This window comes from Pseudenterobacter timonensis (genome assembly GCF_900021175.1).
Classification (GTDB): Bacteria; Pseudomonadota; Gammaproteobacteria; order Enterobacterales; family Enterobacteriaceae; genus Enterobacter; species Enterobacter timonensis.
In genome coordinates this window covers 651,969-669,651 of record NZ_FCOP01000013.1, presented here as the reverse complement: position 1 = coordinate 669,651, position 17,683 = coordinate 651,969, and the positions used below count along the sequence as shown (strand labels likewise).

Here is a 17,683-nt window from a genome sequence, read left to right as displayed (position 1 = left end):
GGCAATGGAATTCGCTTTTTATATCTGTGGCCTTATCGCCATCCTGGCTACGCTGCGAGTGATTACGCACACCAACCCGGTGCATGCGCTGCTCTACTTAATCATTTCGCTGCTGGCCATTTCCGGTGTCTTCTTTGCGCTAGGCGCGCACTTTGCCGGTGCGCTGGAGATCATTGTTTACGCGGGCGCCATCATGGTGTTGTTCGTCTTCGTGGTGATGATGCTCAACCTGGGCGGCTCGGAAATCGAGCAGGAACGTCAGTGGTTAAAACCGCAAGTATGGATTGGTCCGGCAATTTTGTCGGCCATCATGCTGGTGGTGATCGTTTACGCCATTCTCGGCGTGAACGATCAGGGCATCGACGGTACGCCGATTAGCGCCAAAGCGGTGGGTATCACCCTGTTTGGCCCATACGTACTCGCCGTCGAGCTGGCCTCGATGCTGCTGCTGGCAGGCCTGGTTGTCGCCTTCCACGTGGGACGTGAAGATCGCCCTGGTGAAGTGCTGAGCAACCGCATTGACGACCGCGCGAAAAGAAAAACGGAGGAGCGCGCATGATCCCCTTAACACATGGACTGATCCTTGCCGCGATCTTATTCGTCCTCGGCCTGACCGGTCTGGTTATCCGTCGCAATCTGCTGTTTATGCTGATTGGGCTGGAAATCATGATCAACGCTTCTGCGCTCGCCTTTGTGGTGGCCGGAAGCTACTGGGGCCAGACCGATGGCCAGATTATGTATATCCTCGCCATCAGCCTTGCGGCTGCGGAAGCGAGTATTGGCCTGGCGCTGTTGCTGCAGCTCCATCGTCGCCGCCAGAATCTGAACATCGATTCAGTAAGTGAGTTGCGTGGATGAACATGCTTGCCTTAACCATAATTTTTCCGCTGATTGGCTTTTTGCTGCTGGCGTTCTCGCGCGGCCGCTGGTCTGAGAATCTCTCTGCGACCATTGGCATGGGTTCCGTTGGCCTGGCTGCGCTGGTGACGGCGTATGCGGGTGTCGACTTCTTCAACAACGGGCGTCAGGCCTACAGCGTACCGCTCTGGAACTGGATGTCGGTGGGTGATTTCAACATCGGTTTTAACCTGGTGCTGGATGGTCTTTCCCTGACCATGCTCTCCGTGGTGACCGGCGTCGGCTTCCTGATCCACATGTTCGCCTCCTGGTATATGCGCGGGGAAGAGGGCTACTCCCGCTTCTTCGCCTACACCAACCTCTTTATCGCGAGCATGGTGGTGCTGGTGCTGGCCGATAACCTGCTGCTGATGTATCTGGGCTGGGAAGGCGTGGGCCTCTGCTCTTACCTGCTGATCGGTTTCTACTATACCGATCCGAAGAATGGCGCAGCGGCGATGAAAGCGTTTGTCGTGACCCGCGTGGGTGACGTCTTCCTCGCTTTCGCGCTGTTCATTCTCTACAACGAACTGGGCACGCTTAACTTCCGCGAAATGGTGGAACTGGCGCCGGCGCACTTCGAAGCGGGTAATAACATGCTGTGGTGGGCAACGCTGATGCTGCTGGGCGGCGCCGTGGGTAAATCCGCGCAGCTGCCGTTGCAGACCTGGCTTGCGGACGCGATGGCGGGTCCGACGCCTGTCTCCGCGCTGATCCACGCCGCAACCATGGTAACCGCCGGTGTCTACCTGATTGCGCGTACCCATGGCCTGTTCCTGATGACTCCTGAAATCCTGCACCTGGTGGGTATCGTCGGAGCGGTCACCCTGGTGCTGGCGGGCTTTGCCGCGCTGGTGCAGACCGATATCAAACGCGTTCTCGCTTACTCCACCATGAGCCAGATTGGCTACATGTTCCTGGCGCTGGGCGTTCAGGCGTGGGATGCGGCCATTTTCCACCTGATGACGCACGCGTTCTTTAAAGCTCTGCTGTTCCTCTCGTCCGGCTCCGTCATTCTGGCCTGCCACCACGAGCAGAACATCTTCAAAATGGGTGGCCTGCGTAAGTCGATTCCTCTGGTCTATGTCTGCTTCCTGGTGGGCGGCGCGGCGCTGTCGGCGCTGCCGCTGGTTACCGCAGGCTTCTTCAGTAAGGATGAGATCCTGGCGGGCGCCATGGCGAACGGTCATATCAATCTGATGGTTGCGGGCCTGGTGGGCGCGTTTATGACCTCGCTCTATACCTTCCGTATGATTTTCATCGTCTTTCACGGTAAAGAACAAATTCACGCTCACGCAGGGAAGGGGATTACTCACCACCTGCCGCTGATTGTGCTGCTGGTTCTCTCCACCTTCGTTGGCGCGCTGATTGTTCCGCCGCTGCAGGGCGTACTGCCGGATACCACCGAGCTCGAGCACGGTCGCGTGCTGACGCTTGAGATCACCTCTGGCGTGGTCGCGATTGCGGGGATCCTGATTGCCGCATGGCTGTGGCTGGGCAAACGCACGCTGGTTACGGCGATTGCCAACAGCGCGCCGGGCCGTCTGCTGGGTACCTGGTGGTACAACGCGTGGGGCTTCGACTGGCTGTACGACATGATCTTCGTCAAGCCGTTCCTCGGTATTGCGTGGCTGCTGAAGCGCGACCCACTGAACAGCCTGATGAATATCCCGGCGATCCTCTCCCGCTTTGCCGGTAAAGGGCTGCTGTTAAGCGAGAACGGCTATCTGCGCTGGTATGTGGCCTCCATGAGCATCGGCGCGGTGGTTGTGCTGGCGCTGCTGATGGTGTTGCGTTGAGTTGATATTACGGTTTTGCCCGGTGGCGCTGCGCTTACCGGGCCTACAAAAGTAGGGCGGATAAGCGTTAGCGTCATCCGACAGAACCTAAAGAGAATTTTTAAAATTCGTTGAAAATCAGGTCCGAAAGGACAGGCGTTATCGGCGACGTCAGAGTGGACACCGCCTGCGCGCAGCAACCGGAGCGTACAGAAGTACGTGAAGATTGCGAGCACGGCCGGGGTGCGTGTTGACGAGCAAGATAGCCTGAACTGGACTTAAACAAGGAACAAATATCGCCATGTTATTACCCTGGCTAATACTGATTCCCTTTATCGGCGGCTTCCTGTGCTGGCAGACCGAACGCTTCGGCGTGAAAGTGCCGCGCTGGATTGCGCTGATTACTATGGGATTGACGCTCGCGCTTGGCCTGCAACTCTGGTTGCAGGGCGGCTACTCTCTGACCCAGTCTGCAGGTATTCCGCAGTGGCAGTCTGAATTTATCCTGCCGTGGATCCCGCGTTTTGGCATTACCATCCACCTGGCCATTGACGGCCTGTCGCTGCTGATGGTGGTGCTGACCGGTCTGCTCGGCGTGCTGGCGGTGCTCTGCTCCTGGCGAGAAATCGAAAAATACCAGGGCTTCTTCCACCTCAATCTGATGTGGATTCTGGGCGGCGTTATCGGCGTGTTCCTTGCCATCGACATGTTCCTGTTCTTCTTCTTCTGGGAGATGATGCTGGTGCCGATGTACTTCCTGATCGCGCTGTGGGGCCATAAGGCGTCCGACGGTAAAACGCGTATCACGGCGGCCACCAAGTTCTTCATCTATACCCAGGCGAGCGGTCTGGTGATGCTGATTGCGATTCTGGCGCTGGTGTTTGTGCACTACAACGCGACCGGCGTCTGGACCTTCAACTATGAAGATCTGCTGAAAACGCCAATGTCGCACGGTGTTGAATACCTACTGATGCTCGGCTTCTTCATCGCCTTTGCGGTGAAAATGCCGGTGGTGCCGCTGCATGGCTGGCTGCCGGACGCTCACTCCCAGGCGCCGACCGCCGGTTCCGTTGACCTTGCGGGCATTCTGCTGAAAACCGCGGCCTACGGCCTGCTGCGCTTCTCCCTGCCGCTCTTCCCGAACGCCTCTGCGGAGTTTGCGCCGATCGCCATGTGGCTTGGCGTGATTGGCATCTTCTACGGCGCGTGGATGGCTTTCACCCAGTACGACATCAAACGTCTCATCGCCTACACCTCTGTTTCCCACATGGGCTTCGTGCTGATTGCTATCTACACCGGCAGCCAGCTGGCTTACCAGGGGGCGGTGATCCAGATGATCGCGCACGGTCTCTCCGCAGCCGGTCTCTTCATCCTGTGTGGTCAGCTGTACGAACGTCTGCACACCCGCGACATGCGTATGATGGGCGGCCTGTGGAGCAAAATTAAGTGGCTCCCGGCGATGTCGATGTTCTTCGCGGTCGCAACGCTGGGTATGCCGGGCACCGGTAACTTCGTCGGCGAGTTCATGATCCTGTTCGGTAGCTATAAAGTGGTGCCGGTTATCACCGTGCTGTCCACCTTTGGCCTGGTGTTCGCCTCCGTTTACTCGCTGGCGATGCTGCACCGCGCTTACTTCGGTAAGGCGAAGAGTGAAATTGCCGCGAAAGCGCTGCCGGGGATGTCGCTGCGCGAGCTGTTCATCATCCTGCTGTTGGTCGTACTGCTGGTGCTGCTGGGCTTCTATCCGCAGCCGATTCTGGATACCTCGCACTCCGCGATGGGCAATATCCAGCAGTGGTTTGTTAATTCTGTTTCTACTACAAGGCCGTAAATCGCCATGACAATAACTCCACAACAACTGATCGCGCTGCTACCGCTGCTGATCGTCGGATTGACGGTGGTGGTTGTGATGCTCTCCATTGCGTGGCGACGCAATCACTTCCTCAATGCCACGCTGTCGGTCATCGGGCTGAACGCCGCGTTAGTCTCTCTCTGGTTTGTTGGCCAGGCGGGGGCGATGGATGTCACCCCGCTGATGCGCGTTGACGGCTACGCCATGCTCTATACCGGGATGGTATTGCTGGCGAGCCTCGCCACCTGTACCTTTGCCTACCCGTGGCTGGAAGGCTATTACGACAACAAAGAAGAGTTTTACCTGCTGGTTCTGATTGCCGCGCTGGGCGGTATTCTGCTGGCGAACGCCAACCATCTGGCGGCGCTGTTCCTCGGCATTGAGCTGATCTCCCTGCCGCTGTTCGGCCTGGTGGGTTACGCTTTCCGCCAGAAGCGCTCTCTGGAAGCGAGCATTAAGTACACCATTCTTTCTGCCGCCGCCTCCTCCTTCCTGCTGTTTGGTATTGCGCTGCTCTATGCGCAGTCCGGCGATCTCTCCTTCCTGGCGCTCGGCAAGAGCCTCGGCGACAACATGCTGCACGAGCCGCTGCTGCTGGCCGGTCTGGGGATGATGATCGTGGGTCTCGGCTTTAAACTCTCTCTGGTGCCGTTCCACCTCTGGACGCCGGACGTTTACCAGGGCGCGCCTGCGCCGGTCTCCACCTTCCTGGCGACGGCGAGCAAAATCGCTATCTTCGGGGTGGTGATGCGTCTGTTCCTCTACGCGCCGGTGGGCGACAGCGAAGCGGTACGCGTGGTGCTGGGCATTATCGCCTTTGCCTCCATTATCTTCGGTAACCTGATGGCGCTGAGCCAGACCAACATCAAGCGTCTGCTTGGCTACTCCTCCATCTCCCACCTGGGCTACCTGCTGGTGGCGCTGATTGCGCTGCAGAGCGGACAGATGTCGATGGAAACCGTAGGCGTCTACCTGGCTGGCTATCTGTTCAGCAGCCTCGGCGCGTTCGGCGTAGTCAGCCTGATGTCCAGCCCGTATCGCGGCCCGGATGCAGACTCGCTCTTCTCCTACCGTGGTCTGTTCTGGCACCGTCCGATCCTGTCGGCGGTCATGACGGTGATGATGCTCTCCCTGGCGGGTATCCCGATGACCCTCGGCTTTATCGGTAAGTTCTACGTGCTGGCGGTAGGTGTGAATGCGCACCTGTGGTGGCTGGTGGCTGCGGTGGTGATCGGTTCCGCTATCGGTCTCTACTACTATCTGCGCGTGGCGGTGAGCCTCTACCTGAGCGCGCCGCAGCAGCTTAACCGCGACGCGCCGCGTAACTGGCAGTACAGCGCGGGCGGGATTGTGGTGCTGATCTCCGCACTGCTGGTGCTGGTGTTCGGTATCTATCCGCAGCCGCTGATTGATATCGTGCAGCATGCGATGCCGCTGATGTAAGGTAAAAGAAAAAAGGCAACGTAAGTTGCCTTTTTTAATGTTGCGTTCTGTGCGGCGGGAGAGGGTACCTGCCTCACAGAACGGAAAAACCCGCCCCGGCGGGTTTTTTGTTGCCGGGTGGCGGCTTCGCCTTACCCGGCCTACGGTTCGGGGGTTTTGTTGCCGGGTGGCCCGACCTACGGTTCAGGGATTTTGTAGGCCGGGTAAGCGCAGCGCCACCCGGCAATCAGGCCAGCTGCTTGCGGCTGATCAACGGCCCCTCAATTTTCTTCATCGACCGATCCAGCACTTCCTCAATCACCGACGACAGCTCGTTAATCTCAAACTTCGCCACGTAGCCGTCGGCCTTCACCTTACGGATATGATCCTCGTTGGCGTTGCCGGAAAGAGAAGAGTGGATCACCACCGGAATGGCCTGTAACAGCGGGTCGGTTTTGATTTTACGCGTCAGGGTAAAACCGTCCATCTCCGGCATTTCCAGGTCGGTCAGCACCAGGGCTATCTTATCGGTAACGGGGACGCCTTCCGCCTGGGCTTGTGCGGCCAGCAGGCCAATTTTCTCCCATGCCTCTTTACCGGTGATATGCAGCTGCGCCGGGATCCCCATCGCCTGTAGTCCTTTTTCCAGCATGGCGCGCGCCACTTTTGAATCCTCCGCCACAATGGCCACCGCGCCCGGTTTAATGGTGAAGTGCGGGGCGTCAGGTTAGTGGCGTGCAGATCGTGATGGGAAGGGGTGATGTCGTAGAGGATCTGCTCCACATCCAGCACCATCGCCAGCGCATTTGTCTCGGCTCCTTCATCCAGGCAGGCGATGCTGGTGATATAGCGCCCGCTTACCGCCGTCTCCGCCGCGTGAACCTGCTTCCAGTCGAGGCGCATAATATTCTCTACCGACTCCACGGCGAACGCCTGCACGCTGCGGGCATATTCGGTAATGAGCAGAATGTTCAGTCCGGTGGCTGGCTTACAGCCCGCCACCGCCGCCAGATCGATTACCGGTATCACCTGATCGCGGATATTGACCATCCCCAGCAGCGGCGATTTCATGCCCGCCGGTTTGGTAAAGGTCGGCATCGGCACAATTTCACGCAGCTTAAAGACATTAATGCCAAACAGCTCCGATTTGTTCTCATGCAGGGAGGTGCCGAGACGGAACAGTAACAGTTCAAAACGGTTCGACAGGGTCAGATTCGCCCTGTCATCAATATCTTTCTGGAAATTATCCATTTTACCCTCAAGTGAAATGCTGGCCTTAACGGGTTATCGGCACGCGGAGGGAAAAATGCAGGATTAAAGGTGGAAACGGGCAAAATCATTCGCCAGCCGGGTGCGGGCGAAATGGGCGCGGCACTCCGCCAGCAGCGCCTCGCACCCTTTCGCGTCATACCGGGAGCTGACGTGGGTGATAATCAGCTCTCCCACCCCCGCGTCACGGGCGAGAAGCGCCGCCTGACGCGTCGAGCTATGGCCGCGGCTGTTGGCTTTCTCCTCCATTGCCGTCTCAAGGGTCGCCTCATGCACCATCAGATCGACGCCGCTCGCCAGCGCTAGCGCCGCCGGGCATGGGGCGGTATCGCCGAAAATCGCCAGCTTTTTACCCGGTAGCGGCGCGGAGAGATAGTCCTTGCCGTTGACCTCCCGGCCATCCTCCAGCACTACGGTTTCGCCACGCTTGAGCGCCTGGAAAAGCGGCCCCGGGCGGATCCCGTCGGCAATGAGCGCGGCGGCATCCAGCGCGCCGGGTTTGTCCGCCTCCTCGATACGGTAACCATAGCACTCCACAGGGTGATTAAGCGCCCGTGCGGTCACCTTATAAAAACCATCGTCCAGCACCACCCCTTCGCGAATCTCAATGATCTCCAGGGGATAATCGGTCCAGGAGCCGCTCAGGCGCAGCGCCGTTTCAACAAACTCAGCAAGTCCCGCCGGGCCGTAAAGAGTAAGAGGCGCGGCATTGCCCGCCATCGAACGGCTGCAGAGCAGGCCGGGGAGACCAAACAGATGATCGCCATGCAGATGGGTAATAAATATCTTATCCAGCTTGCCGGGATGGAAGGCGGTGCGCAGCAGCTGCTGCTGCGTCCCTTCGCCACAGTCAAAAAGCCAGACGCCGGGGCGGGTGGGGTGCTGCAAATCCAGCACAAGGGAGGTGACGTTGCGCGCGCGGGTCGGCACGCCGGCGGAGGTACCCAGAAAAATCAGTTCCATATGCGCAAACTCTCTTGGTTGCAGGCGAAAAGGCTTTAGTATAACGAGATGATAACGCATAAGGAGTCTGTGATGATTGAGTGGCAAGATCTGCACCATAGTGAACTGAACGTTCCCGCGCTCTACGCCCTGCTTAAGCTGCGCTGCGAAGTCTTTATCGTCGAGCAGACCTGTCCTTATCAGGATATCGACGGCGACGATCTGGTGGGGGAGAACCGCCATATTCTCGGCTGGAAAGAGGGGGAACTGGTCGCGTATGCGAGGATTCTGAAAAGTGAAGAGCCTGTCGACCCGGTGGTGATTGGCCGGGTTATCGTCAGTTCAAAAGCACGCGGCGAAAAGCTCGGTTACCAGCTGATGGAGCAGGCGCTGCAGGCCTGCGAAAAACAGTGGCCTGACAAGGCGTTATACCTCGGCGCGCAGGCTCATCTGCAGGCCTTTTACGCCCATTTCGGCTTTACGCCCGTCACACCAGTCTATGACGAGGATGGCATTCCTCATATCGGCATGGCTCGGGAAGCGAAACAGGCGAAATAGCCCAGCGTTGTCTATAGTTAGCTGACTGATGCAATAACATGGAGAAGGCTATGACAAATCAATCCTGGGATACACGTGTCGATGACGATCTGGCTCTGCTGAGCGATACGCTGGAAGAGGTGCTCCGCTCCTCAGGCGATCCGGCGGATCAGAAGTATATTGAGCTTAAAGCGCGCGCTGAGCAGGCGCTGCATGATGTTAAAACCCGCGTCAGCACCGCGTCGGATAACTACTACTACCGTGCCAAAAAAGCGGTCTATCGTGCCGATGATTATGTGCATGAAAAACCGTGGCAGGGGATTGGCGTAGGCGCCGCTGCCGGGCTGGTGCTGGGCCTGCTGCTCGCCCGCCGCTAAACCTGACCGCACGATCGGTTCACCGCTTCCTGTACGTGGGTACTGCTTTTTCGGGCAAGTACCCCGTATAATGTGGGGTTTTTACCGGGAGAGGTCCGCGTGCATTCCATTTCAGTCGCATCAGAACAGCTTCAGAGCCGTCTGGCTAACGAAATCCCCGCCACCCCTGGCCTGTTTCACGTTGATGTCTCTTTCCCCCTGAACGATGCGTTCGATCCTCTCGCCTGGCTTGGCGCCCAGTCAGTCTGGCCGCAGTTTTACTGGCAGCAGCGCAATGGCGACGAAGAGCTGGCGGCGCTGGGGGCGGTAATACGCTTCGCATCTCTCTCTGAGGCGCAGGATTTTTTACACCGGCAGGAAGCTTCGGACGACACCCGCCTCTGTGGTCTGAATGCCTTTACGCCGGAAGCTGGCGCGCTGTTTCTGCCGCGCCTGCTGTGGCTACGCACCGGCGGCACGGCAACGCTGCGGGTAAACCTTTTTAGCACCGATTCCCTGCAGGAGGATGCCCGGGCTGCGCTGACCTTTTTAGCGCAGCTGGCGGCCATGAAACCCATTGAATCGCTGCCCGCCACTCTTTTGCATGAAACCCATCTTCCCGACCATCCGGCGTGGCTGCAGCTTATCCGCGAGGCGACCGACACCATCGGGCGCGGAGCGTTTGAGAAAGTTGTGCTGGCACGCGCGACCGATTTAACCTTCAGCGAGCCGCTCAGCGCCGTGGCGCTGATGGCCGCCAGCCGTCGAATCAACCTTAACTGCTATCACTTCTGCATGGTTTTCGATCGTCATACCGCCTTTTTAGGCTCCTCTCCCGAGCGGCTGTGGCGGCGGCGCGGTACCCTTCTGCGCACCGAAGCGCTGGCGGGGACGGTTGCCAGCCACCCGGATGACGCGCAGGCCGGGCGCCTGGCGCAGTGGCTGCTCAATGATGACAAAAACCAGCGCGAGAATATGCTGGTGGTAGAGGATATCTGCCAGCGGTTGCAGCGCCACACCCGCGCGCTGGAAGTGTTACCCGCCCAGGTGGTCCGCTTGCGGAAAGTCCAGCATCTGCGCCGCTGCATCTGGACGCAGATGAACGATGCTAATGACGCGCAGTGCCTGTCGCTGCTTCAGCCAACGGCGGCGGTGGCGGGCCTGCCACGCCAGCCCGCCCGGGAGTGGATCCAGCGCGTCGAGCCGTTTGACCGGGAGTGGTATGCGGGTTCCGCCGGCTATCTCTCCCCGGCACAAAGCGAGTTTTGCGTTGCGCTGCGTTCCGCCCGGGTGAGCGAATCGGCCGTGCGTCTCTATGCGGGGGCAGGGATCGTCAGCGGCTCCGATCCCGAACAGGAGTGGCAGGAAATTGAGAATAAAGCGGCCGGTTTGAGAAGCCTGCTCCTTTTGGATTAATACTGATTCACGCGATCCCGATTCATATCAAAATCCCGATTTTTTCTATTATTTATACTGTGTCGCAATATTGATACCGGACAAACTCATGTCAGTAAGTTCATTTAACCGACGCTGGGCGGCGGTGATCCTCGAAGCGCTGACCCGTCATGGCGTCAGGCATGTCTGCATCGCCCCGGGCTCCCGCTCCACCCCCTTAACTCTGGCGGCAGCTGAAAACCGCGCATTTATTCATCACACCCATTTTGATGAGCGTGGCCTTGGCCATCTGGCGCTGGGGCTGGCTAAGGTCAGCCAGGCGCCGGTGGCGGTGATTGTGACCTCCGGTACGGCGGTAGCCAACCTCTACCCGGCGCTGATTGAGGCGGGCCTGACCGGTGAAAAGCTGATTCTGCTGACGGCGGACAGGCCGCCGGAGCTGATCGACTGCGGGGCAAATCAGGCCATCCGCCAGCAGGGGATCTTCGCCTCGCATCCGTCGCAGGCGCTCTCCCTGCCACGTCCGACGCAGGATATCCCGGCGAGCTGGCTGGTCTCAACGCTCGATAACGCCCTCGGTTCGCTGCGCAGCGGCGCGCTGCATATCAACTGCCCCTTTGCCGAACCGCTCTACGGAGAGATGGATGAAACCGGCACGCAGTGGCAGGCGGCGCTGGGGGAGTGGTGGGAAAGCGATCAACCCTGGCTGCGGGCGCAAACCTCGCTTGAGAGCGCGAAACAGCGGGACTGGTTTTTCTGGCGACAGAAACGCGGCGTGGTAGTGGCGGGGCGCATGAGCGCCGCCGAGGGCAAGCTGGTAGCCGAATGGGCGCAAACGCTCGGCTGGCCGCTAATTGGCGATGTCCTCTCCCAGACCGGACAGCCGCTGCCCTGCGCCGACCTCTGGCTGGGGAACGCCCGGGCGGTCACCGAACTGGCGCAGGCGCAGATTGTGGTTCAGCTTGGCGCGAGCCTGACCGGGAAGAGGCTGCTCCAGTGGCAGGCGACCTGCACGCCGCAGGAGTACTGGCTGGTGGATCCGCATGAAGGGCGGCTCGATCCCGCCCATCATCGCGGTCGCCGCCTGGTCAGCCGGATTGACGAGTGGCTGGCGCTTCATCCGGCAGAAAAACGCCACCCGTGGGTAAGCGCGATCCCGGAGCTCTCCCGCCAGGCGTGGGAACTGACGACCCGGCGTTGCGAAAGCTTCAGCGAGGCCGGACTCGCGCACCGCATCAGCCATTACCTCCCCGGACAGGGACAACTTTTTGTCGGCAACAGTCTGGTGGTGCGTTTGATCGATGCGTTTGCGCGTCTGCCGGCGGGCTATCCGGTTTACAGCAACCGCGGGGCCAGCGGCATCGACGGGCTGATCTCCACCGCGGCGGGGGTACAACGCGCGAGCGGCAAGCCGACGCTGGCGATAGTGGGCGACCTCTCCGCGCTTTACGACCTTAACGCCCTGGCGCTGCTGCGGCAGGCCTCCGCCCCCTTTGTGCTGATCGTGGTGAATAATAACGGCGGCCAGATCTTCTCCCTGCTGCCCACGCCGCAAAATGAACGTGAACGCTTCTACCTGATGCCGCAAAACGTGGAATTTGCGCATGCGGCGGCGATGTTCAGCCTGGCCTATCACCGCCCGGAAAGCTGGAACGCGCTGGAAGAGGCGCTGGAGAATGCGTGGCGGCGGCCGGGTGCGACGCTTATCGAGCTGGTGGTCAACGCGACCGACGGCACGCAAACGCTGCAGCACTTACTGGCGCAGGTTAGCCAGCTATGAACCATCCCTCCCGCACGCGGAACAATCTGCCCTGGCTGGTCTTTTTGCACGGTTTTTCCGGCGACCGCCGCGAATGGCGAGCGGTGGGGGAGCGGCTGGCGGATTATCCACAGCTTTTCCTCGATCTCCCGGGGCATGGCGATAATGCAGCGCTTACCGTATCGGGGTTTGCCGAGGTCGACGCCTGGCTACGGGCTACTCTTCTTAGTTACAACATACTAGAATACTGGCTGGTGGGCTACTCCCTCGGCGGCCGCGTTGCGATGTATCACGCCTCCCGCCCGTCAGGGCTGCAGGGACTTATTGTCGAAGGGGGCCATCCTGGCCTGACCGATCCGGCGCAGCAGGAGGCGAGACGCCACGCCGACGCGCGCTGGGCTGAGCGCTTTCGCAGCGAGCCGCTGGAGAGCGTCTTTAGCGACTGGTATCGCCAGCCGGTTTTCGCCTCCCTCACCGACGCGCAGCGCCGCGAGCTGGTCGCTTTGCGCAGCCGTAACAACGGCGAGGCGCTGGCGGCGATGCTGCAGGCCACCTCCCTGGCGGGGCAGCCCGACCTGCGTACAGCGCTGCGCAACCGTAACATCCCTTTTCACTATCTCTATGGCGAACATGACAGCAAGTTCGGCGCGCTGGCTGCCGAACTGAACGCGGAACGCCATCCGATTTCCCATGCCGGACACAACGCCCACCGGGAAAACCCCGCTGCCGTGGCGGCGTGCCTGGCTCAAATACTGCGTCTTTCAATAAAGGACCCGCTATGATCTATCCTGATGAACAAATGCTTTACGCACCGGTGGAATGGCAGGACTGTTCCGAAGGTTACACCGACATCCGCTACCACAAATCCACGGACGGCATTGCCAAAATCACCATCAACCGCCCGCAGGTACGCAACGCGTTTCGCCCCCTCACCGTCAAGGAGATGATCCAGGCGCTGGCCGATGCCCGCTATGACGACAATGTCGGCGTTATCATCCTGACCGGCGAAGGGGAAAAAGCCTTCTGCGCTGGCGGCGACCAGAAGGTGCGCGGCGACTACGGCGGCTATCAGGACGACTCCGGGGTTCACCACCTCAACGTGCTCGACTTCCAGCGTCAAATTCGTACCTGCCCGAAACCGGTGGTGGCGATGGTGGCTGGCTTCTCCATCGGCGGCGGTCACGTACTGCATATGATGTGCGATTTAACTATCGCGGCGGAAAACGCCATCTTTGGCCAGACCGGCCCGAAAGTCGGCTCCTTTGACGGTGGCTGGGGCGCCTCTTATATGGCCCGCATCGTCGGTCAGAAAAAAGCGCGTGAAATCTGGTTCCTCTGCCGGCAGTACAACGCGCAGGAAGCGCTGGATATGGGGCTGGTCAACACCGTGGTACCGGTGGCCGAACTTGAAAAAGAGACCGTGCGCTGGTGTCGTGAAATGCTGCAAAACAGCCCGATGGCGCTGCGCTGCCTGAAGGCGGCTCTCAACGCCGACTGCGACGGCCAGGCGGGGCTGCAGGAGCTGGCGGGCAACGCGACCATGCTCTTCTATATGACCGAAGAGGGTCAGGAAGGGCGCAACGCGTTTAACGAAAAACGTCAGCCTGACTTCAGCAAATTCAAACGGAACCCGTAATGCGTAACGCGCAGGTTTACCGCTGGCAGATACCGATGGACGCGGGCGTGGTGCTGCGTGAGCGGCGGTTAAAAACCCGTGACGGCCTGTTTATCCATCTGCAGGACGCGGGCCGGGAAGGGTGGGGGGAAATCTCTCCTCTGCCGGGCTTTAGCGCGGAAACGCACGATGAGGCGCAGGCGTCGCTTCTGGCGTGGGCGGATGCCTGGCGTCAGGGGGGATCGCCGCAGCTGCCGACGCAGCCCTCGGTGGCCTTCGGTATTAGCTGCGCGCTGGCTGAACTGGCGGGTAGCCTGCCTGCGGCGGCGGACTATCGTGCCGCACCGCTCTGCACGGGCGATCCCGACGCGCTGTTCGCGCAGCTTTCCGGTATGCCTGGGGAGAAGGTCGCGAAGGTAAAAGTAGGACTCTACGAAGCGGTGCGCGACGGCATGATGGTTAATCTGTTGCTGGAAGCGATCCCCGATCTGCGCCTGCGTCTGGACGCCAATCGCGCCTGGACGCCGCTCAGGGCACAGCAGTTCGCGAAGTATGTTAATCCAGCCTGGCGCGACCGCATCGCCTTTCTGGAGGAGCCGTGCAAATCTCGCGACGACTCGCTCGCCTTTGCCCGGGAGAGCGGGATTGCCATCGCCTGGGATGAGAGCCTGCGTGAAGAGGACTTCCGCTTTGCGGCGGAGCCGGGCGTGAGCGCGGTGGTCATCAAGCCGACGCTCACCGGCAGCCTTGATAAGGTGCGAGCCCAGGTGGAAGCGGCGCATCGGCTGGGACTGACGGCGGTGATTAGCTCCTCCATCGAATCGAGCCTCGGGCTGACGCAGCTGGCGCGCATCGCCGCCTGGCTGACGCCGCAGACTCTGCCGGGCCTGGATACGCTCCACCTTATGCAGACTCAACTGCTGCGGCGCTGGCCCGACAGCCCATTGCCCCTGGCGGGCGTTGAGGCGCTGGAGACGCTGCGATGATCGTTAATGACTGGCCCTGGCGCCGCTGGCGCGCGATTCAGCCCGATCGTCTTGCCCTGCGTCTTAACGACGAAACGCTCAGCTGGAGCCAGCTTTGCCAGCGCATCGACGCGCTGGCGGGCGGCTTTGCGAAGCAGGGGGTAAGAGAAGGCGACGGCGTAATGCTGATGGCGCAAAACCACCCCGACACGCTGCTGGCCTGGCTGGCGTTACTCCAGTGCGGGGCGCGCATTCTGCCCGTCAATCCCCAGCTGCCGCGCCCCCTGCTGGACGTGCTGTTGCCGCAGCTCACCCTGCGCTTCGGCCTGGTACTGGATGGTGATTACCCGGGGCTGCCAGCGCTGAATTTTGCGCAGGCAACCGGCAGCCATGCGGTAACCTGGCGCCCGGATCGGCTCGCCTCTATGACCTTAACCTCCGGTTCAACTGGTCTACCGAAAGCGGCAGTGCATACCTGCGCGGCCCACCTTGCCAGCGCCGAAGGGGTGCTGGCGCTGATGCCTTACGGCGGGGAAGATGACTGGCTGCTCTCGCTGCCGCTGTTCCACGTGTCGGGCCAGGGGATCGTGTGGCGCTGGCTGCAGGCGGGGGCGCGGTTAACCGTGCGGGACAAACAGCCGCTGGCGCAGATGCTGGCAGGCTGCACCCACGCCTCGCTGGTGCCTACCCAGCTCTGGCGGCTGATTAACGATCGCAGCGAAGTCGCCCTGAAGGCGGTGTTGCTCGGCGGCGCGGCGATTCCGGTTGAACTGACGCTACGGGCAAGGGAGCAGGGGATACGCACCTGGTGCGGCTACGGGCTGACCGAGTTTGCTTCCACGGTCTGTGCGAAGGAGGCGGACGGACTGGCGGACGTGGGACATGCGCTGCCAGGCAGGGAAGTGCGGATTGTCGAGGGCGAAGTCTGGCTGAAGGCGCGAAGTATGGCCTCCGGCTACTGGCGCGACGGGGTACTGACGCCGCTGGTCAACGAGCAGGGCTGGTTTGCCACCCGCGATCGCGGCGAGCTGCGTGACGGCACGCTCACTATCCTGGGACGCATGGATAACCTCTTTTTCAGTGGCGGAGAGGGGATCCAGCCGGAAGAGGTGGAGCGGGTAATCGGCGCCCATCCGCAGATAAGCCAGGTCTTTGTGGTGCCGCTGGATGACGCCGAGTTCGGACAGCGACCGGTCGCGGTAGTGGAGTGCGAAGAGGGGGCCGATATCGCCGCTTTTCCGCTCTGGGTGCGTGACAGGCTGGCTCGCTTTCAGCAGCCGGTGCACTGGCTGGTGTTGCCTGACGGGTTAAAAAACGGCGGGATTAAAATCTCCCGCCGTGCGTTACAGCAGTGGGTAAACGCCTCGCTGAGAAGGTAATCAGCCGACATCCACCTGCGCCCTGCGGCTGCGCTTACGCAGCAGGCGCAGGACCGGCGGCATCACAATCACCAGGATCGCCATCGCCAGCAGCGTTTTTGTTACGCCGCTTTCCCACAGAATCGCCATGTTGCCGTTACTGATGGAGAGGGCACGGCGCAGGTTCTGCTCCAGCATTTCGCCCAACACAAAGCCGAGGATCAGCGGCGACATGGGGAACTGCATCTTGCGTAAGATGTAGCCCAACACCCCCAGCGCCACCATCAGCACCAGATCGAAGGTGGTGCTGTGCACCGCATAGACGCCTACTGCCGAGACGGCGGCGATGGCGGGCACCAGAAACCAGAGCGGAATGGTCAGCATGCGGGTAAAGAGGCCAATCAGCGGAATATTCATTACCAGCAGCATGACGTTGGCGATCAGCAGCGCGGCGATCAGGCCCCAGACGATATCCGGCTGCTCGGTGAACATCGCCGGGCCGGGGGTGATGTTATAGAGCGTCAGCGCTCCCATCATGACCGCCGTGGTGCCTGAACCGGGGACGCCCAGGGTGAGCATCGGAATAAACGAGCCGCAGGCCGAGGCGTTATTGGCGGCCTCCGGTGCGGCGACGCCGCGGATATCCCCTTTGCCGAAGCTGTCGCTGTTGCCGCTGAGCTTTTTCTCCGTCATGTAGGTAATGGCGCTGGCGATGGTCGCTCCGGCTCCCGGCAGGATGCCGACGAAGAAGCCGATCACCGAAGAGCGCAGCGTAGTCCCCACGCACTGTAACCCCTCTCTGGCGTTAAAGAGCATCCTTCCCGTTTTACGCACCAGCGTCTGGCCGCTGCTGGTATGCTCCAGCATCAGCAGAATTTCGGATACCGAGAAGAGACCAATCACCACCACAATAAACTGCACGCCATCGGAGAGATGCACGCTGTCGAAGGTAAAGCGGTAGACGCCGGTGTTGGCATCCACACCGACGGTGGCGAGCCCCAGGCCAATCAGCGCCGCCAGAAAGGATTTCAGCGGGTTTTGCGCCATCATGCTACCAAGGCAGGCGATGGCAAAAACCATCAGCGCGAAATATTCCGCCGGGCCGAACGCCAGCGACCACTGGGCCAGCACCGGCGCAAAGAGAATAATGCCGCCAATCGCAATCAGCGATCCGAAGAAGGAGCTGACGGCAGAGATGGAGAGCGCCACGCCGCCGCGTCCCTGCTGTGCCATCGGATAGCCGTCCAGCGCCGTCATGATCGCCGCCGCGTCGCCGGGGACGTTAAGCAGGATCGACGAGATCCGCCCGCCATATTCACAGCCGATATAGACGGTCGCCAGCAGGATCAGCGCCGATTCCGCAGGCAGATGCAGGGCAAAAGCCAGCGGCAGCAGGATGGCCACGCCGTTAATCGGCCCCAGCCCCGGAAGCAGGCCGACAATCGTCCCGACAAAACAGCCTATCAGGGCAATAACCAGGTTTTCCGGCGTCATCGCTACCGCAAAACCCTGAGAGAGATAGATCCAGGTATCCATAG

At 60.5% G+C, this 17,683-nt stretch carries 15 protein-coding genes and 1 pseudogene; 13 read left to right on the top strand and 3 right to left on the bottom strand.

From position 1 onward, the window contains the following. Window positions 1–4 precede the first annotated feature (4 nt). The 5 genes from nuoJ (at window position 5) to nuoN (ending at window position 5,970) form a co-directional block, all read left to right on the top strand. Complete coding sequence (gene nuoJ, locus BN3796_RS18485) at window positions 5–559, top strand: NADH-quinone oxidoreductase subunit J (protein WP_061709811.1); 555 nt, start codon at window positions 5–7, stop codon at window positions 557–559. Beyond that, entirely contained in the window at window positions 556–858 is a 303-nt protein-coding gene (gene nuoK, locus BN3796_RS18480) for an NADH-quinone oxidoreductase subunit NuoK (protein ID WP_061709810.1), read from the top strand. The genes nuoJ and nuoK overlap by 4 nt, the downstream gene beginning before the upstream one ends. Then, a complete protein-coding gene (nuoL, locus tag BN3796_RS18475) occupies window positions 855–2,696 on the top strand; it encodes an NADH-quinone oxidoreductase subunit L (protein WP_061709809.1) in 1,842 nt (613 codons plus the stop codon). Before nuoK ends, nuoL begins: the two co-directional genes overlap by 4 nt. 280 nt (window positions 2,697–2,976) lie before the next feature. Further along, the gene (gene nuoM / locus BN3796_RS18470) at window positions 2,977–4,506 is read left to right on the top strand and encodes an NADH-quinone oxidoreductase subunit M (protein WP_061709808.1); all 1,530 of its coding nucleotides are present in this window, start codon (window positions 2,977–2,979) and stop codon (window positions 4,504–4,506) included. A gap of 6 nt (window positions 4,507–4,512) precedes the next feature. Beyond that, on the top strand, window positions 4,513–5,970 hold the full coding sequence (gene nuoN, locus BN3796_RS18465; protein WP_061709807.1) for an NADH-quinone oxidoreductase subunit NuoN: 1,458 nt from the start codon (window positions 4,513–4,515) through the stop codon (window positions 5,968–5,970). Window positions 5,971–6,196: 226 nt separating this feature from the next. Here nuoN and BN3796_RS18460 read toward each other — a convergent pair. Together BN3796_RS18460 and rnz are read right to left on the bottom strand one after the other, a co-directional pair. Beyond that, a pseudogene (locus BN3796_RS18460) lies at window positions 6,197–7,200 on the bottom strand (chemotaxis protein). Window positions 7,201–7,263: 63 nt separating this feature from the next. Next, complete coding sequence (gene rnz / locus BN3796_RS18455) at window positions 7,264–8,181, bottom strand: ribonuclease Z (protein ID WP_061709806.1); 918 nt, start codon at window positions 8,179–8,181, stop codon at window positions 7,264–7,266. Window positions 8,182–8,253: 72 nt separating this feature from the next. On the opposite strand from rnz, the gene BN3796_RS18450 reads away from it, so the two are divergent. From BN3796_RS18450 to menE, 8 genes are all read left to right on the top strand, one after another. Then, window positions 8,254–8,718: a GNAT family N-acetyltransferase gene (locus tag BN3796_RS18450; protein ID WP_061709805.1), complete on the top strand. Its 465-nt coding sequence runs from the start codon at window positions 8,254–8,256 to the stop codon at window positions 8,716–8,718. 50 nt (window positions 8,719–8,768) lie between these two features. Beyond that, window positions 8,769–9,074 carry a stress response protein ElaB gene (gene elaB / locus BN3796_RS18445; RefSeq protein WP_061709804.1) on the top strand — a complete coding sequence of 102 codons (306 nt, stop codon included), beginning with the start codon at window positions 8,769–8,771 and terminating at the stop codon, window positions 9,072–9,074. Window positions 9,075–9,173: 99 nt separating this feature from the next. Beyond that, on the top strand, window positions 9,174–10,469 hold the full coding sequence (gene menF, locus BN3796_RS18440; RefSeq protein ID WP_061709803.1) for an isochorismate synthase MenF: 1,296 nt from the start codon (window positions 9,174–9,176) through the stop codon (window positions 10,467–10,469). 88 nt (window positions 10,470–10,557) lie between these two features. Next, window positions 10,558–12,228, top strand: coding sequence for a 2-succinyl-5-enolpyruvyl-6-hydroxy-3-cyclohexene-1-carboxylic-acid synthase (menD, locus tag BN3796_RS18435; RefSeq protein WP_061709802.1), 1,671 nt, complete (start codon window positions 10,558–10,560; stop codon window positions 12,226–12,228). Next, window positions 12,225–12,989 carry a 2-succinyl-6-hydroxy-2,4-cyclohexadiene-1-carboxylate synthase gene (gene menH, locus BN3796_RS18430; RefSeq protein ID WP_061709801.1) on the top strand — a complete coding sequence of 255 codons (765 nt, stop codon included), beginning with the start codon at window positions 12,225–12,227 and terminating at the stop codon, window positions 12,987–12,989. The genes menD and menH overlap by 4 nt, the downstream gene beginning before the upstream one ends. Next, complete coding sequence (gene menB, locus BN3796_RS18425; RefSeq protein WP_061709800.1) at window positions 12,986–13,843, top strand: 1,4-dihydroxy-2-naphthoyl-CoA synthase; 858 nt, start codon at window positions 12,986–12,988, stop codon at window positions 13,841–13,843. Before menH ends, menB begins: the two co-directional genes overlap by 4 nt. After that, entirely contained in the window at window positions 13,843–14,808 is a 966-nt protein-coding gene (menC, locus tag BN3796_RS18420; RefSeq protein WP_061709799.1) for an o-succinylbenzoate synthase, read from the top strand. The genes menB and menC overlap by 1 nt, the downstream gene beginning before the upstream one ends. Continuing rightward, a complete protein-coding gene (gene menE / locus BN3796_RS18415) occupies window positions 14,805–16,166 on the top strand; it encodes an o-succinylbenzoate--CoA ligase (RefSeq protein ID WP_061709798.1) in 1,362 nt (453 codons plus the stop codon). The genes menC and menE overlap by 4 nt, the downstream gene beginning before the upstream one ends. On the opposite strand, the gene BN3796_RS18410 is transcribed toward menE, so the two are convergent. Then, the gene (locus BN3796_RS18410; RefSeq protein WP_061709797.1) at window positions 16,167–17,681 is read right to left on the bottom strand and encodes a tripartite tricarboxylate transporter permease; all 1,515 of its coding nucleotides are present in this window, start codon (window positions 17,679–17,681) and stop codon (window positions 16,167–16,169) included. Window positions 17,682–17,683 lie beyond the last annotated feature (2 nt).

Coding starts and splice junctions, on each gene's coding strand:
- nuoJ (WP_061709811.1), top strand. CDS start 5: ATGGAATTCGCTTTTTATATCTGTGGCCTTATCGCCATCCTGGCTACG.
- nuoK (WP_061709810.1), top strand. CDS start 556: ATGATCCCCTTAACACATGGACTGATCCTTGCCGCGATCTTATTCGTC.
- nuoL (WP_061709809.1), top strand. CDS start 855: ATGAACATGCTTGCCTTAACCATAATTTTTCCGCTGATTGGCTTTTTG.
- nuoM (WP_061709808.1), top strand. CDS start 2,977: ATGTTATTACCCTGGCTAATACTGATTCCCTTTATCGGCGGCTTCCTG.
- nuoN (WP_061709807.1), top strand. CDS start 4,513: ATGACAATAACTCCACAACAACTGATCGCGCTGCTACCGCTGCTGATC.
- rnz (WP_061709806.1), bottom strand. CDS start 8,181: ATGGAACTGATTTTTCTGGGTACCTCCGCCGGCGTGCCGACCCGCGCG.
- BN3796_RS18450 (WP_061709805.1), top strand. CDS start 8,254: ATGATTGAGTGGCAAGATCTGCACCATAGTGAACTGAACGTTCCCGCG.
- elaB (WP_061709804.1), top strand. CDS start 8,769: ATGACAAATCAATCCTGGGATACACGTGTCGATGACGATCTGGCTCTG.
- menD (WP_061709802.1), top strand. CDS start 10,558: ATGTCAGTAAGTTCATTTAACCGACGCTGGGCGGCGGTGATCCTCGAA.
- menH (WP_061709801.1), top strand. CDS start 12,225: ATGAACCATCCCTCCCGCACGCGGAACAATCTGCCCTGGCTGGTCTTT.
- menB (WP_061709800.1), top strand. CDS start 12,986: ATGATCTATCCTGATGAACAAATGCTTTACGCACCGGTGGAATGGCAG.
- menC (WP_061709799.1), top strand. CDS start 13,843: ATGCGTAACGCGCAGGTTTACCGCTGGCAGATACCGATGGACGCGGGC.
- menE (WP_061709798.1), top strand. CDS start 14,805: ATGATCGTTAATGACTGGCCCTGGCGCCGCTGGCGCGCGATTCAGCCC.
- BN3796_RS18410 (WP_061709797.1), bottom strand. CDS start 17,681: ATGGATACCTGGATCTATCTCTCTCAGGGTTTTGCGGTAGCGATGACG.